Genomic DNA, 15,241 nt, shown 5'->3' with positions numbered 1-15,241 from the left:
CACCCCGCGGGCCGCCCGAACGGCGCGAATGCCGCGACGCGGCAGCGACGCCTCGCGCGCGCCCCTTTTCAGTCGGCCCCGATCCGCTCCGCCTCCGCCTGCGGCAGCAACGCATCACTGTCGTCCTTCAGCCCGACGCCCGTCAGCCCGAGCCGGCGCGCATGCGTCATCAGGTAGTGCAGCTTGTGCGCGGCCCCCGCGTACGGCAGCCCTTCGGGCCGCACGTTCGAGATGCAGTTGCGCAGCGCATCGTGGCAGCCCACCTTCGGCGCCCACGTCAGGTACACGCCGAGGCTGTCCGGCGAGCTGAGCCCCGGCCGTTCGCCGATCAGCATCGCGACGACCTTCGCGCGCAGCAGTTCGCCGATCTCGTCGCCGAGCGCGACGCGCGCCTGCGTCGCGACCACCACCGGGCCGATCCGCCAGTCGTCCGCATCGAGCCGCGGCCGCACGGCCTGCAGCAACGGCAGTGCCTGCTTCGCGGCCGCGAACGCCGACAGCCCGTCGCCGACCACGAACACGACGTCCGGTCCGTCACCGCTCGCCGCGTCGCCGTGCGCAGCCAGCAATGCGCGCCCTTCATCGGACAGCTTGCGGCCGAGGTCGGGCCGGCGCAGGTAATGCTGGCGATCAGGCGCGGCGCTCTGCACGCCGAGCGTCGCGAAGCCGGCCGCATCGAGCTCGCGCCGCAGCGCATCGGAGTCGAGCGGCTGGTGCACCGCGTCGCGCGCCTGCGCATGCGACAGGTTGAACGCGAGCAGCGGCGCGGTCGGCAGGCTGTTGCCCGCGCGGCCGAGCGCGATCCGCGCATTCGTGAACGACTTCAGCTGCGCCCACGGGTTCTTCTCGACGGCGTCGCTCATGCCGAAATCCCCATCCAGTCGTTCGCGCCCGCGAGCAGCGGCACACGCGACGTCGCGGCGCGCAACGCACCGTGCGCGTCGGCGATCTCCATCGTCTCCAGCCACTCCTCGAATTCCGGCGCGCGGCGCAACCCGAGCACCTCGCGCACGTAGAGCTGGTCGTGGAACGACGTGCTCTGATAGTTCAGCATCACGTCGTCCGCGCCCGGAATCCCCATGATGAAGTTGATGCCGGCCGCACCGAGCAGCGTGAGCAGCGTATCCATGTCGTCCGAGTCGGCTTCCGCGTGGTTCGTGTAGCAGATGTCGCAGCCCATCGGCACGCCGAGCAGCTTCCCGCAGAAGTGATCCTCGAGGCCCGCTCGGATGATCTGCTTGCCGTCGTACAGGTATTCGGGTCCGATGAAGCCGACCACTGTGTTCACGAGGAACGGCTCGAACTTGCGCGCCACCGCATACGCGCGCACTTCGCAGGTCTGCTGATCGACACCGAAATGCGCGTTTGCCGACAGCGCACTGCCTTGCCCCGTCTCGAAGTACATCAGGTTGTTGCCGACCGTGCCTCGCTTGAGCGACAACGCAGCCTCGCGCGCCTCGCCGAGCAGCGCGAGCGAGATGCCGAAGCTCGCGTTCGCCTTCTCGGTGCCCGCGATCGACTGGAACACGAGGTCGACCGGCGCGCCCTTCTCGACCGCCGCGATCGTGTTGGTCACGTGCGTGAGCACGCACGACTGCGTCGGCACGCCGTAGCGTTCGCGGAAGCCGTCGATCATCGCGAGCAGCTTCACGATCGCCGCGAGGCTGTCGGTGGCCGGGTTGATGCCAATCATCGCGTCGCCGCAGCCGTACATCAGCCCGTCGAGCATCGATGCGGCGATGCCCTTCACGTCGTCGGTCGGGTGGTTCGGCTGCAGCCGCACCGACATCCGGCCCGGCAGCCCGACCGTGTTGCGAAAGCGCGTGACGACGCGGCGCTTCCTCGCCGCCGCGATCAGGTCCTGGTTGCGCATCAGCTTCGACACCGCCGCGACCATCTCGGGCGTGAGGCCCGGCGCGATCCGTTCGAGCGCCGCGCAGTCGGCCGCCGGCGACAGCAGCCAGTTGCGGAAATCGCCGACGGTGAGGTGCGAGATTTCCGCGAATGCCTGCGCGTCGTGATCGTCGACGATGAGGCGCGTGACCTCGTCGTCTTCATACGGAATCACCGCTTCGCTCAGGAATGCCTTCAGCGGCACGCCCGCGAGCGCGATCTTCGCGGCGACGCGCTCCTCCTCGCTCGCCGCCGCGACACCGGCGAGCTGGTCGCCGGAACGCAGCGGGCTCGCTTTCGCGAGCAGCGTCTTCAGGTCCGCGAAACGGTACGTGCGCGGACCGATCGTCTCCGTATAGGACATCTGCGAGTCTCCTTGCCAAAAGCCGACGGCGCGCCCGTTCGACGGGGCGCGCCGGATGCCGTCAGGGACGGCCGTTCACCTTCATCCTGCTCACTCCTCCAGCAGCACGTCGCCCGGCGCACTTGCACGCTGCGAACGCGTCGCGAGGAAGTACGCGTAGCCGAACGCGAGGAAGCCGAGGAACACCAGCGCGACCAGCCCGTTGAAGACCACCATCGTCGCGAGACAGACGAGCGCGGCCAGGATCGCGAACGCCGGGAAGATCGGGTACAGCGGCGCGCGGAACGGCCGTTCGAGATTCGGCTGCGAGCGGCGCAGCTTGAACAGCGACGCCATGCTCACGATATACATCACGATCGCACCGAATACCGACATCGTCACGATATTCGCGGTCAGCGTCTGCCCGCCGAACTGGATCAGCTCGTCGCTGTAGATCGCCGCGATGCCGACCACGCCGCCCGCGAGGATCGCGCGGTAAGGCGTCTTGAAGCGCGGATGCACCTTCGCCAGCCATTCGGGCAGGTAGCCTTCGCGGGCCAGCGCGAAGATCTGGCGCGAATAGCCGAGGATGATCCCGTGGAACGACGCGACCAGCCCGAACAGCCCGAGCCACACGAGCATGTGCATCCAGCCGCTGTTCGCGCCGACGATGTACTTCATCGCCTGCGGCAGCGGGTCGTTGATGTTCGCGAGCTTGGTCCAGTCGCCCGCGCCGCCGGCGAACACCATCACGCCGATCGCCAGCGCAACGAGGGTCAGGATCCCGGCCACGTAGGCGATCGGAATCGAGCGCTTCGGGTTCTTCGCTTCCTCGGCGGCCATTGCGACGCCTTCGATCGCGAGGAAGAACCAGATCGCGAACGGGATCGCCGCGAACATCCCGTGGAACGCGCCCACGCTGAAATGATCGGCGCCCGACCAGCCGCCCTTCATGAAGTTGCTCCACGCGAAGCCCGGCGACACGACGCCCATGAACACCAGCAGCTCGAAGATCGCGAGCAGCGTGACGACCAGCTCGAAGGTGGCCGCGATCTGGACGCCGACGATGTTCAGCGCCATGAACACGAGATACGCACCCATCGCCGCATGCTTGGGCTCGAGGCCGGGGAACTGCACGTGCAGGTAAGCGCCGATCGCAAGCGCGATCGCGGGCGGTGCGAACACGAACTCGACGAGTGTCGCGGCACCGGCGAGATAGCCGCCGGTCGGGCCGAACGCACGGCGCGCATACGCGAACGGGCCGCCCGCGTGCGGGATCGACGTCGTCAGCTCGGTGAAACTGAAAATGAAGGTCGTGTACATCGCCGCGACGAACAGCGCGGTGACGACGAAACCCAGCGTGCCGGCGCTTGCCCAGCCGTAACTCCAGCCGAAGTATTCGCCGGAAATCACGAGGCCGACCGCAATGCCCCACAGTTGCCAGGTCCCGAGCGTCTGCTGCAGCGCGGGCTGGCCGGACGACTTGGCGCCGGCGGCGGGCCGGCCATTCGACTCTGCTTTCATCGGACTCTCTCCTCAAAGGCGCCGGGCCTGGCGGCCTGCGCGACTGAGAATCGATGCTAGAGAGTCATTAAACGACGTGTTATCGAAATTCGGCAAAGATCGCGGCTGACATTTCGCTGACGGAAATGCCGGCCGCGTTCGTTGCGACTGCGCACCGGCCGCGTTCCATGCGGCCGGATTGCCACGCTTACTGGCCGCCGCCGCGCTGGTTGAACCAGCGGTCGAGCAGCTTGCCGGCCGCTTCGCGCCCGCCAAGACCGAACGACAGCGCCACCGCCACCGCGATCGCGCCGAGCACGAGGCCGAACGCGAGCTGCACGATCTCGTTCGCGATGCCCATCGCGCGCAGCCCCATCGCAAACACGAGGCCCAGGATCGCGAATTGCGCGACGCGCGCGAACAGCACGCTGTGCTCGCGGTCGGCCTGCTCGATCACGCGGCGCGCAAGGCCCGCGAGCCACACGCCGATCACGAGGATCACGCCGCCCATCAGCACGTGGCCGCCGAATTCGATGAACAGCGTGACGACGTCGCGCACCTGCGAGAAGCCGAGCCGGTTCGCGGCTTCGACCGACGCAAACAGCATCGCGAAGAACACGATCAGCCGCGCGACCAGCACCGACGGCTGCAGGATCCCCGAGAACACGCGCTCGACGCCGAGCACGGCCGGCAGCCCGTCGGCGCCCGCGGCTTCCAGCAGCTTCTGCGCGAGCGACGCGACGAAGCGCGCGAAGTAGAACGTCACGAGCACGATCACGATCGCCGCGACGATGTCCGGCACCGCGCCGAGGAACTGGTTCAGCATGTTGGTGGCCGGCACCGAGATCGCGTCGATCTTCAGTGCGTCGAGCGCGGAGATCAGCGTCGGCACGAACACGAACACGTAGACGATCGTGCCGACCAGGCTCGACACGCGCACGGGCGTCGGGCTGTCGAGGCCCTGCGTGAGGCGGTCGGCGCCGGCGGCGACGAGCAGGTTCGTCACGAGGCCGCGCAGCACGCGCGCGACGATCCAGCCGACGATGCCGATCACCGCGGCCGCGAACAGGTTCGGCACGATCGCGAGCAGCTTGTCGACCATCCCCTGCACCGGCGACAGCAGCCCCGACAGCGCGAACGACGCGAGGATCGCCGGCAGGAACATCAGGATCACGAGCCAGAACAGCACGTCGCCGAGATAGCCGCTCATCGGCTGCATGCCGGCGCCTTCGGACAGCTTGTCGTCGATCTTGCTCGCCTTCAGCGCGCGGTTCGCGAGGCTGCGCAGCAGCGACGCAATGAGCCACGCGATCAGCGTCAGCGCCCCGCCGCCAATCAGGTTCGGCAGGTAGTTGACGATGTGGGTGACGAGCAGCGAGAACGGGTTGGAGACCGCGTACAGGTTGAGCACGTTAAAGATGCCCACCGCGGTGACGAGCAGCACGAGCCAGAACAGGCCGCCTGCGATGATGCGCTCGACGCAGGCGCCCTGGCCGGTGCTTTCGTTGATCCGCTGGTCGACCTTCAGCGCGCCGAGCAGGCGCATCGCGCCGGCCCGCACCACGACGGCGATCAGCCAGCCGATCACCAGGATGCCGATCGCGCCGGCGATCTTTGGCAGATACCCCCCTAGCGTGGTCTGCAGCGACGTGATGAAGCTGGAAGCATCCATTTCTTCTTCTCCCGAAAACGTGGTGTTGCGATTGAACATCGACGAACTACCTGCGTACTTCGAAAAACGTGCTGCCCCGACGGAGCAACTTACCCGAGAAAAATGACGCGATCACCCGATTTCACCGTCTTTAACTTTAGTCATAGATCGCCGGGGGGCAAGACCCCATTTCGTCGAAATAAAAAAGGGCCTGATTTGTCGGCCTCCTACGCATTTCCGCAAGATTTATCCATTCGGCCCGTGCTACCGTGACGTCGGTTCCCGCCCGGACACGCCGATGACCGCCGCAACGAAACCCGACCAGCCCGCCTGGCTTCGCTATGCGGCGAGCGTGGCGCGCGTCCACGAGTACATCCACGCGCACCTCGACGGCCCCCTCGACCTGAACCGGCTCGCCGAAGTCGCGTGCCTGTCGCCGTATCACTGGCAGCGCGTCTATCGCGCGCTGTATGGCGAGTCGATCGTGCTGACGGTGCGGCGGATGCGGATCGTGCGCGCGTCCGAGGATCTCGTGTGCACGGCGCGGCCGATCGACGAAATCGCGCGGCGCGCAGGCTACGGTTCGACGCACGCGTTCGCGCGGGCGTTTCGCGACGCATACGGCGTGCCTCCCGTGCAGCATCGGCGCACGGGCAGCCACCGGCCCATCTATCCGTTACAGCGAGGAGAAGAAGACATGTTCAAGCATGAAGTCGAGATCCGGCAGCTACCGGAATTACACGGCTATGCAGTGGCGCACACCGGTTCGTACTTGAAGGTCAGCGAAGCGTTCATGCGAATCGGCGCGTGGGTCGGGCAGCACGGGTTGATCGGCCCCGGCGCGAAGATGATCGGCATTTTTTACGACGATCCGGACACGACACCCGAAGCGCAGTTGCGCGCGAAGGCCTGCTTCATGCCGGCCGACGGTGCGCCTGACGTCGAATCCGCGCCGCCGGTGGAGCACGCGACGGTAGCCGGCGGCGAATACGCGGTGCTGCTGCATACGGGGCCGTATGCGGACCTGAAGACGGCGTACCAGTGGCTCTATGGCGACTGGCTGCGTCACTCGGGTCGCGAAGCCGCCGACGCACCGCCGTTCGAGCTGTACCTCAATACGCCGATGGATGCGGCGCCAGCCGACCTGCGCACCGAGATCTACCTGCCGCTGCGCTGATCGACAGGCGGTACGCCGCTCCCTGAAACGAATCGCGCCGGCGGGCGTTCACGCGCCGCCGGCGCGAATGCGCGGACAAACTGCCTTACGCAGCCTGCGTCCCGCACCCGGGGCAAAAACGCGCGTCGGCCGCCAGCGCCGAGTGGCAGCGGCTGCAGGACTTGCCGCGTTGCGCGGCACCGCACTGCGCACAGAAACGCGCATCCGACGCATTGAGCGCGCCGCAACCCGCACAGGCGAGCTGGCTCAGCGGCACGTTGCCACCGGCCTGCCCGCTTCGGCTATCGGCCGGCGCCTGCCAGCCCCAGCCGTAGCGATCGCGACCGCGCGCATCGTGGCCGCCTTGCCCGTCCTGGCGCTGCCCGCCGTGATGCCCGCCACCGTGGCCGCTGTTGTTGCCGTGCCCGCCGCCATGACCACCGCCGTGGCCGCCCAGAATTCGTTTCAGAAAGCTCATCGCCTGCTCCTCAACGCTTGGCCTGCGCGCTGCCGAACGCCCCCGAGGACGACAGCAGCCGCAAACCGTTGGCCACGACGATCAGGCTTGCGCCCGCGTCGGCGAAGACCGCCATCCACATCGTGCCGAGCCCCGCGACTGTGAGGCCGAGGAACACGATCTTCACGCCGAGCGCGAAGCCGATGTTCTGCACCAGCACACGATGCGTCGCACGCGACAGCCGCACGAACGCGGGAATCTTGCGCAGGTCGTCGTCCATCAGCGCGACGTCGGCCGTCTCGATTGCGGTGTCGGTGCCCATCGCGCCCATCGCGAAGCCGATGTCGGCACGCGCGAGCGCCGGTGCATCGTTGATCCCGTCGCCGACCATCCCGACCGCGCCCGCGCCGCCGGCCGACAGCTCCTCGACCGCCGCGAGCTTGTCTTCCGGCAGCTGGTTGCCGCGCGCGTCGTCGATACCGGCCTGCTGTGCGATCGCCTGCGCGGTATGCGGGTTGTCGCCGGTCAGCATCGCGGTGCGGATGCCGAGCGCATGCAGATCGGCGATCGCCGCGCGGCTCGTGTCCTTGATCGTGTCCGCCACCGCGAAGATGCCGAGCACGCGCACTTCGTCGACCAGCACCACGACGCTCTTGCCCTGCCGCTCGAGCGCATCGAGCTTCGCTTCGAGGGCCGTCGAGCAGCGCTCGAGCTCCTCGACGAGGCGGTGGTTGCCGAGCCAGTAGCGCGTGCCGTCGATCGTGCCGCGCACGCCGCGCCCGACGATCGCTTCGAAGTCCTGCACATCGGCGAATGCCGTCGTACCGGCGTCGCGGGCAGCCGTTGCGATCGCCTGCGACACCGGGTGATCGGAGCGCGCCGCAAGGCTCGCGCCGAGGTGCCGTACACGCGCCTCATCGGCGTCGTCCGCATGCAGGTCGAAGTCGGTCTGCACCGGCTTGCCGTGCGTGATCGTGCCGGTCTTGTCGAGCGCGAGCCACGCGAGCTTGCGCCCTTCTTCCAGATAGACGCCGCCCTTCACGAGAATCCCGCGTCGCGCCGCGGCCGCGAGCCCCGACACGATCGTCACCGGCGTCGAGATCACCAGCGCGCACGGGCACGCGATCACGAGCAGCACCAGCGCGCGGTAGATCCAGTCGTGCCACGCACCGCCCATGACGATCGGCGGCACCACGGCAACCAGCAGCGCGACTGCGAACACGATCGGCGTGTAGACGCGTGCGAACTGGTCGACGAAGCGCTGCGTCGGCGCCTTCGCGCCTTGGGCTTCTTCAACCGCATGGATGATCCGCGCGAGCGTCGAGTTGGCCGCGACGGCCGTCACGCGATATTCGAACGAACCCGACTCGTTGATCGTGCCCGCGTACACGGCGTCGCCGGTCGTCTTTTCGACGGGCAGGCTCTCGCCGGTGATCGGCGCCTGGTTCACCGTCGAGCGGCCCGCGACGACTTCGCCGTCCAGCCCGATCCGCTCGCCCGGCTTCACGCGCACGACCGCGCCGAGCGCCACCTGCGCGGCCTCGACCGTGCGCCACGATCCGTCGGCGTCCTGCACGGTCGCGGTGTCCGGCGCGAGCTGCATCAGGCCCTGGATCGCATTGCGGGCGCGGTCGAGCGACTTCGCTTCGATCAGCTCGGCGATCGTGAACAGCACCATCACCATCGCGGCTTCCGGCCACTGGCCGATCGCCATCGCGCCCGTCACCGCGATGCTCATCAGCGCGTTGATGTTCAGGTTGCCGTTGCGGATCGCGATCCAGCCCTTCTTGTAGGTGGTGAGCCCGCACGCGAGCACCGCCGCGAGCGCAAGCGCCGCCGACAGCCACACGGGCAGGCCGGCCCAGGTCGCGCCTTCGGACGCGATCGCGGCAACGCCGGCCAGCGCCAGCGGCCACCACGGCTTCGCGGGCGCGTCGGCGACACGCGCGGCCGGTGCGCCGGGCGCTGCCGCCTCGGGCGTCATCCCGAGCGAGCGGATCGCGCTTTCGATCGCCGGCTGGGCGTCCGGCACGTGCTCGACCGTCAGCATCCGCTGCATCAGGTTGAACTCGAGCGCCGACACTTCGCTCATCCCGCCGAGCTTCTTGCGGATCAGCGTTTCCTCGGTCGGGCAGTCCATCTGCATGATCCGGAACGCGGAGCGCACGTGGCCCGACGCGGTCGCCTGCGCGACCGGCAGCGGCGCGAGCGTCAGCGCGGCAGGCGCGCAGCAGTCGCCGGCCGCGTGGTCGTGGTCGTGGTCGTGGTCGTGGTCGTGGTCGTGGTCGTGGTCGTGACCGGTATGGTCATGCGCTGCGTGATCATGCGAGCACGCCGTGCCATGCACATGCTTGTCGTCGTGTGCATGATCGTGATCGTGGCCGGCATCGCCATGCTCGGCATGCCCGTGCGAACACGATGCACCGTGCACATGCGTATCGTCGTGTGCATGGCCGTGATCGTGATCATGGTCGTGGCCGCGCGAGGCAGCCTTGCCGTGCGCGTGCTCGCCGGCCGCCGGCGCCGCATCGGCGACGGTGGCCGTATCCGTATCGTGCGCGTCGGCGCAGCACGGGGCGCCGCCGCCGGCATGACGGTGTCGTGGGTCGTGGGTACGCTGGGCGTCGGTCATGACAACCTCCTCAATGGCTAACGGTGTAGAGTTAACACCCTGAAGCCACTACAAGGTCAACCCTTACACGGGAGAAAGGCATGAAGATCGGCGAACTGGCCAAAGCGGCCCGCTGCACCCCCGAGACGATCCGTTTCTACGAGAAAGAGGGTCTGATGCCGGATGCGGAGCGCACCGACTCGAACTACCGCAACTACACCGACGTGCATGTCGAACGGCTGCGCTTCATCCGCAACTGCCGCGCGCTCGACATGGCGCACGATGAAATCCGCGCGCTGCTGCAGCTCACCGACACGCCGGCCGATCCCTGCGATTCGATCAATTCGCTGCTCGACGAACACATCGGGCACGTCGACGCGCGCCTCGCGGAACTCACGCATCTGCGCGACCAGCTCACCGAATTGCGCCGCCAGTGTGTCGGCGAGCATTCGGTCGAGGATTGCGGCATCGTGCACGGTCTCGCGACGATGGAAACCGTCGCCCCGGCCGCGAAGCGCTCGCACCTCGGCTGAAACCCTTGTGAAATATGATAGTCTGGTTGAGAATAGTTATATCCTTACTAGATATTAAATAACTATTCATGTCCACCAGCCGCCCGTCCCCGCTTGCGCTGGCCGTCCTCGCGACGCTGACCGAAACGCCGATGCATCCATACGGGATGCTGCAGCAACTGAAGGCTCGCGGGTACGACGAAGTCGTCAACGTGCGCCAGCGCACGAGCCTCTACCAGACGATCGACCGGCTGCTGCGCGACGGGATGATCGCCGTGCACGACACCGAGCGCGACGGGGCGTTTCCGGAGCGCACGCTGTATGCGCTGACCGAGGCCGGGCACACGGCAGGGCAGGCGTGGCTGCATGCCCTGCTCGCGGAACCCGCGCGTGAATTTCCGGCGTTCGGCGCCGGTCTCGCGTTCCTGCCGCTGCTCGACGCCGAAGACGCACGCCACCAGCTCGAGCTTCGGATCGCCCGGCTCGATGCCGAGCGCGCGCGCCTTGAAACGCTGCGCGCCACCGCGCAAGCCGACCAGGTGCCGCGCCTGTTCCTGCTGCAGAACGAGCACGCGCTCGTGCTGCTCAATGCCGAACTCGAGTGGGCGCGCAGCGTCGTCGAACACATCAAGATCGGCGCGCTGCGCTGGGTGGACGGCTGACGCGTCACGCGGGCCAGCTCCCGCCGGCAACGCGCATCGCCGCGATCAAAGCACCTTGCCGGGATTCAGGATGCCGAGCGGATCCAGCGCGGCCTTCAGGCATCGCATCAATCCGATTTCCGCGTCACTGCGCGTATGCGCGAGATAGGGACGCTTGAGCACGCCGATCCCGTGCTCGGCCGATACCGAGCCTCCCATGTCACGCACCACCGCATACACGCAGTGATCGAGCGCATCGAGGTCCGTATCGGTCATCCCGGCCAGCGACACGCCGATATGCACGTTGCCGTCGCCGACATGGCCGAAGAACAGGCACGTGACATCCGGCCAGCGTGAACGCAACGCCGCCTCGCAGCGCTCGGCGAACGCGCCGAGTTCGCCTGTCGGCAGGCTCACGTCGAAGTTGACGAGATGTGGCAGCGCGTCGATCGCGAGGCCTTCGCGCAGCGTCCACAAGTCGCGCGCCTGCCGCTCCGACGTCGCGAGCACCGCATCCTCCACGAGCCCTGCGTCGAACCCCGCCGCGAGACCGTTTTCCAGTGCCTGGTGCGCGTCGCCGCCCGGTGCGCTCGTCGCGCATTCGATCAGGATCGCGAAGCCCTCGTCGCCGACAAACGGCGCCGCAGCGCCCGGCGTGTGACGCGCGACGTAGTCGTAGAACGCCGGCCACATCGCCTCGAAACTGACGACCTCCGGCAGCATGCGCACGCGGTTCCACAGCGCGACCACCGCGTCGTAGTCGCGCACGCGGCAGAGCGCCGTGGCCGGCGCAGCGAGCAACGGATGCAGCCGCAGCACCGCCCGCGTGACGACGCCGAGCGTCCCCTCGCTGCCGATGAACAGCTGCTTCAGGTCGTAGCCCGCGTTGTTCTTCAGCATCCGGTTCATCGACGACACGACCGTGCCGTCCGCGAGCACGGTCTCGAGCCCGAGCACCTGCTCGCGCATCATCCCGTAGCGGATCGCGCGCGTGCCGCCCGCGTTGGTCGCGAGCATCCCGCCGATCTGGCATGAGCCGCGTGCGCCGAGATCGACGCCGAACGTGAAACCCGCCGCTTCCGCGGCTTCCTGCACCGTCTGCAGCGGCGTCCCGGCGCGCACGATCATCGTGCCGGCCGCCACGTCGAGCGCCTCGATGCCCGCGAAGCGTTCCATCGACAACACGACCTCGCCGCCAAGCGCGACCGCGCCGCGCGCGAGCCCCGTCAGGCCGCCCTGCGGCACGACCGGCTGGCCGAGCCGCGCGCACAGCGCGAGCGTGCGCGACACGTCGTCGACGCTGCGCGGGCGCACCAGCGCGCGCGGCCGCACGCCGGCCGGCTCGTTGTACGCCGTGAAATAACGCGGATCGATGTCGACCGGGCGCGTGACGAGCGCATCGCCCAGTTCCGCGACGAGCACGGCATCGATCGCGTCGCCCGACAGCGATGCGTCGCCCTGTTCGCCACCCGCGGCGGCCGTGTTCCGGTTCTGCATCGCGTGCGGCTCCGCTTACTTCGCCGAGATGTCGATATCGCCGAAATACTTCAGGCCGAGCGACTTCACCGTGCCGTCCGCCTTCAGCTTGTCGATCGCCGCATCGAGTTTCGCCTTCAGCGCGCTGTCGCCTTTGCGCAGCCCGAATGCGATGCCGCTGCCGAGGATCTTGTCGTCGCGCACGGGCTGGCCGACGAACGAGAAGCCCTTGCCGTCCGGGCGCGACAGGAAGCCGCGCTGGCCGGACGGTGCGAGCACGAGCGTCGCGTCGAGACGGCCCGACACGAGGTCCGCGTACGCCTGGTTCTGGTCCTGGTACGCGACGACCGCGACGCCGGCCGGCTCCCAGTGCGCCTTCGCGAAGGTTTCCTGGATCGACGCCTGCAGCACGCCGACACGCTTGCCCTTCAGCGATTCCGGCGTCGGCAGCAGGCCGCTGCCCGTACGCGCGATCAGCTGGGTCGGCACGCGATAGATGATCGTCGTGAAATCGATCGCCTGGCGCCGCTGCTCGGTCGCGTTCATCGCCGAATTGATCGCGTCGAACTTGCGGCCCTGCAGCGCGGGAATCAGGCCGTCGAACGACGTCTCGACCCATTTGCACGACAACTGCGCCGTCTTGCAGACCGCGTTGCCGACGTCGATGTCGAAGCCCTGCAGGTCGCCGTTCGGCGCTTTCGATTCGAACGGCGGGTATTGCGCCTCGAGGCCGAAGCGCAGCGTCTGCGCATCGGCGAGCGCCGCGCCCGAGCCGATTGCGCACGCGAGTGCGAACGCGAGTTTCAGGGTGGCCGTGTGCTTCATCGTGATCTCCTGTGTCTGGTCGATGCGACGCTCCCGTCGCTGGTTTACGTACGGGCTTTACAGCGAACGCAGCCGCCGCGCGCCTTCGACCAGCGTCGCGTCGTCCTTCGAAAAACTGAGCCGGATCACGCCGGCGTCGGTGCCGTCGGTGTAGAACGCCGACAGCGGAATCGTCGCGACGCGCGCGTCGCGGATCAGGCGCAGCACGAAATCGCTGTCGCTTTCGTCCGAGAAGTGGCGAAAGCGCGCGAGCATGAAGAACGAGCCTTCGCTCGGCAGCAGCTCGAAACGGGAATCGGCCAGCTCGCGCGCGAGCAGGTCGCGCTTGGCCTGGTAGAACGCCGACAGGCCGAGATAGCTGTCCGGTCGCGCGAGGATCTCCGCGAACGCGACCTGCATCGGCGTGTCGGCCGCGAACACCATGAACTGGTGCACCTTGCGGATCTCGTCCATCAGCTCGGCCGGCGCGACGCAATGGCCGACCCGCCAGCCCGTCACGTGGAACGACTTGCCGAACGACGACACGATCACGCTGCGCTCGGCCAGCTCGCGATGGCGCGCCATGCTCTGGTGCTGCGCGCCGTCGAACACGACGTGCTCGTAGACCTCGTCGGACAGGATCACGATGCCGGTATCGCGCGTGAGCTGCGCGAGCCGTTCGAGATCGTCGGCCGAGAATACGGTCGCGGTCGGGTTGTGCGGCGTGTTGACGATGATCATCCGCGTGCGCGGGTTGATCGCCGCGGCGACTTCGTCCCAGTTCACGCGGAAATGCTCGGGCGACAGCTTGATCGCCACCGGCGTCGCGCCCTGCAGCCGCACGATCGGCGCATAGCTGTCGAACGACGGCTCGAAGTAGATCACCTCGTCGCCCGGGTGCACGAGCGCGCTGATCGCCGCGTAGAGCCCTTCGCTCGCGCTCGCGATCACCGTGATCTCGGTGGCCGGGTCGTAGTGCGTCCCGTACAGCGCCTCGGTCTTTTCGGCGAGCCGCTCGCGCAGCGCCATGACGCCGGCCATCGGCGCGTACTGGTTGTGCCCGTCGCGCATCGCGCGCGCGACGCCTTCGACGAGCGACGGATCGGGCGCGAAATTCGGCGCACCCTGCGACAGGTTCAACGCATCGTGCTGAGCAGCCAGTTGGCCGATCACCGTGAAGATCGTCGTCCCGACGTCGGGCAGTTTCGAACGGGGCGCGGTCGCGCTTCGCATGACTCCTCCTTCTGATGTCCTTCGGGCGGCCGCGCGCGACGCGCACGGCCTGCATCTGCCGCACGATTTAGCCCGAGCCAATATCGGTGGACAATCGAAAGTTCGTCATGGCAGCCATGCATTTTTCTCATGGCTCCTGGAGAAGCGCGCGCAACGGCAAGGCTAGCCTGCCGGCGCGACATGCGAATCAGGCATTTCCCCTAGGGGATTACCGACCGGCCGCCGCGAGATAGGCGAGCAGCACCGCGCGCAGTTCACCGCGCAGCGCGGCGATGTCGAACGCGGGCCCGAGCGTCAGCAACGCCTGCGAAAGCCCGCCGTAGCAGATCGTGTGCGCCATCCGCGCGAGCCCGTCGAGCCGTGCGGCCGGCGGCGGATCGGCCGCGTGCGCGAGCGCGTCGCGCCACAGCGCGACGTACGCGTCGTAATGCCGGCGGTAGGCAGTGAGCGGCGACACCTGCCGCTCCAGCGCGAAGAGCGCGCCCCATAGCGCCGCGTCGGCGCCGATCGCATCGACCTGCAGGTCGACGAGCACGGCGGCGAGTTCGGCCCGCGGTGCGCCGCGCAGTCGCGCCACGGTGTCGCGCAGCCGGTCGGCCAACGCCAGCACGTGCCGGTGGATGCAGAGCGCCGCGAGGCTCTGCTTGTCGCCGAAATATTCGTAGAAGGTGCCGATGCTCACGCCCGCGACAGCCGCGATCTCGCGGATCGTCGCCTTCGCGTAGCCGCGTTCGAGCAAAAGCTGAACGAACGCCTGCTGCAGCGCGTCGGAACTCGCCTGCGCGCGCGACTGGCGCGGCCGGCGGCGCAAGGCGGGCGCGGGTTGCGCCGCCGGCTGGCCGGGCGGCGCCGGAACCTGAACATGTCGCGGCGGCATATTTGCTACTCTGAAATCAGCAGGGAATGCGGTTTACCGGGGGCCGGAACCGGCGCCGAAGCGCCATCCATGCGGCATGGCGCC

Annotated in this window: 14 protein-coding genes; 4 read left to right on the top strand and 10 right to left on the bottom strand. The window is 68.0% G+C overall.

Translation table 11 applies throughout. The features are described from left to right. Positions 1–68 precede the first annotated feature (68 nt). From eutC to BCEP18194_RS06585, 4 genes are all read right to left on the bottom strand, one after another. The gene (eutC, locus tag BCEP18194_RS06600; RefSeq protein WP_011350548.1) at positions 69–863 is read right to left on the bottom strand and encodes an ethanolamine ammonia-lyase subunit EutC; all 795 of its coding nucleotides are present in this window, start codon (positions 861–863) and stop codon (positions 69–71) included. After that, positions 860–2,257 carry an ethanolamine ammonia-lyase subunit EutB gene (locus BCEP18194_RS06595; RefSeq protein WP_011350547.1) on the bottom strand — a complete coding sequence of 466 codons (1,398 nt, stop codon included), beginning with the start codon at positions 2,255–2,257 and terminating at the stop codon, positions 860–862. Before BCEP18194_RS06595 ends, eutC begins: the two co-directional genes overlap by 4 nt. Before the next feature lie 90 nt (positions 2,258–2,347). Next, positions 2,348–3,760: an ethanolamine permease gene (gene eat / locus BCEP18194_RS06590; RefSeq protein ID WP_011350546.1), complete on the bottom strand. Its 1,413-nt coding sequence runs from the start codon at positions 3,758–3,760 to the stop codon at positions 2,348–2,350. A gap of 187 nt (positions 3,761–3,947) precedes the next feature. After that, a complete protein-coding gene (locus BCEP18194_RS06585; protein WP_011350545.1) occupies positions 3,948–5,411 on the bottom strand; it encodes a mechanosensitive ion channel in 1,464 nt (487 codons plus the stop codon). Between the two features lie 277 nt (positions 5,412–5,688). Here BCEP18194_RS06585 and BCEP18194_RS06580 point away from each other — a divergent pair, with 277 nt between their 5' ends. Then, positions 5,689–6,567 (top strand): AraC family transcriptional regulator, encoded by an 879-nt coding sequence (locus tag BCEP18194_RS06580; protein WP_011350544.1) that lies wholly within the window; start codon positions 5,689–5,691, stop codon positions 6,565–6,567. An 85-nt stretch (positions 6,568–6,652) separates the two neighbouring features. On the opposite strand, the gene BCEP18194_RS06575 is transcribed toward BCEP18194_RS06580, so the two are convergent. Next, entirely contained in the window at positions 6,653–7,024 is a 372-nt protein-coding gene (locus BCEP18194_RS06575) for a zinc ribbon domain-containing protein (RefSeq protein WP_011350543.1), read from the bottom strand. Between the two features lie 10 nt (positions 7,025–7,034). Further along, complete coding sequence (locus tag BCEP18194_RS06570; RefSeq protein ID WP_244272914.1) at positions 7,035–9,350, bottom strand: heavy metal translocating P-type ATPase; 2,316 nt, start codon at positions 9,348–9,350, stop codon at positions 7,035–7,037. A gap of 18 nt (positions 9,351–9,368) precedes the next feature. Here BCEP18194_RS06570 and BCEP18194_RS42035 point away from each other — a divergent pair, with 18 nt between their 5' ends. From BCEP18194_RS42035 to BCEP18194_RS06560, 3 genes are all read left to right on the top strand, one after another. Further along, positions 9,369–9,656 carry a hypothetical protein gene (locus BCEP18194_RS42035; protein WP_244272912.1) on the top strand — a complete coding sequence of 96 codons (288 nt, stop codon included), beginning with the start codon at positions 9,369–9,371 and terminating at the stop codon, positions 9,654–9,656. A gap of 59 nt (positions 9,657–9,715) precedes the next feature. Then, a complete protein-coding gene (cadR, locus tag BCEP18194_RS06565) occupies positions 9,716–10,147 on the top strand; it encodes a Cd(II)/Pb(II)-responsive transcriptional regulator (protein ID WP_011350541.1) in 432 nt (143 codons plus the stop codon). 68 nt (positions 10,148–10,215) lie between these two features. Further along, on the top strand, positions 10,216–10,788 hold the full coding sequence (locus BCEP18194_RS06560; RefSeq protein ID WP_011350540.1) for a PadR family transcriptional regulator: 573 nt from the start codon (positions 10,216–10,218) through the stop codon (positions 10,786–10,788). A 45-nt stretch (positions 10,789–10,833) separates the two neighbouring features. Here the strand turns inward: BCEP18194_RS06560 and BCEP18194_RS06555 are convergent, their stop codons facing one another. The 4 genes from BCEP18194_RS06555 to BCEP18194_RS06540 form a co-directional block, all read right to left on the bottom strand. Next, positions 10,834–12,264 (bottom strand): FAD-binding oxidoreductase, encoded by a 1,431-nt coding sequence (locus BCEP18194_RS06555; RefSeq protein WP_011350539.1) that lies wholly within the window; start codon positions 12,262–12,264, stop codon positions 10,834–10,836. Between the two features lie 15 nt (positions 12,265–12,279). Next, positions 12,280–13,068 carry an ABC transporter substrate-binding protein gene (locus BCEP18194_RS06550; protein ID WP_011350538.1) on the bottom strand — a complete coding sequence of 263 codons (789 nt, stop codon included), beginning with the start codon at positions 13,066–13,068 and terminating at the stop codon, positions 12,280–12,282. Positions 13,069–13,125: 57 nt separating this feature from the next. Next, positions 13,126–14,280: a pyridoxal phosphate-dependent aminotransferase gene (locus tag BCEP18194_RS06545; RefSeq protein ID WP_011350537.1), complete on the bottom strand. Its 1,155-nt coding sequence runs from the start codon at positions 14,278–14,280 to the stop codon at positions 13,126–13,128. 208 nt (positions 14,281–14,488) lie between these two features. After that, a complete protein-coding gene (locus BCEP18194_RS06540; RefSeq protein ID WP_011350536.1) occupies positions 14,489–15,157 on the bottom strand; it encodes a TetR/AcrR family transcriptional regulator in 669 nt (222 codons plus the stop codon). Positions 15,158–15,241 lie beyond the last annotated feature (84 nt).

Origin of the sequence: Burkholderia lata (assembly GCF_000012945.1) — a bacterium.
Classification (GTDB): Bacteria; Pseudomonadota; Gammaproteobacteria; order Burkholderiales; family Burkholderiaceae; genus Burkholderia; species Burkholderia lata.
This window is presented reverse-complemented; position numbering and strand designations above follow the sequence as displayed.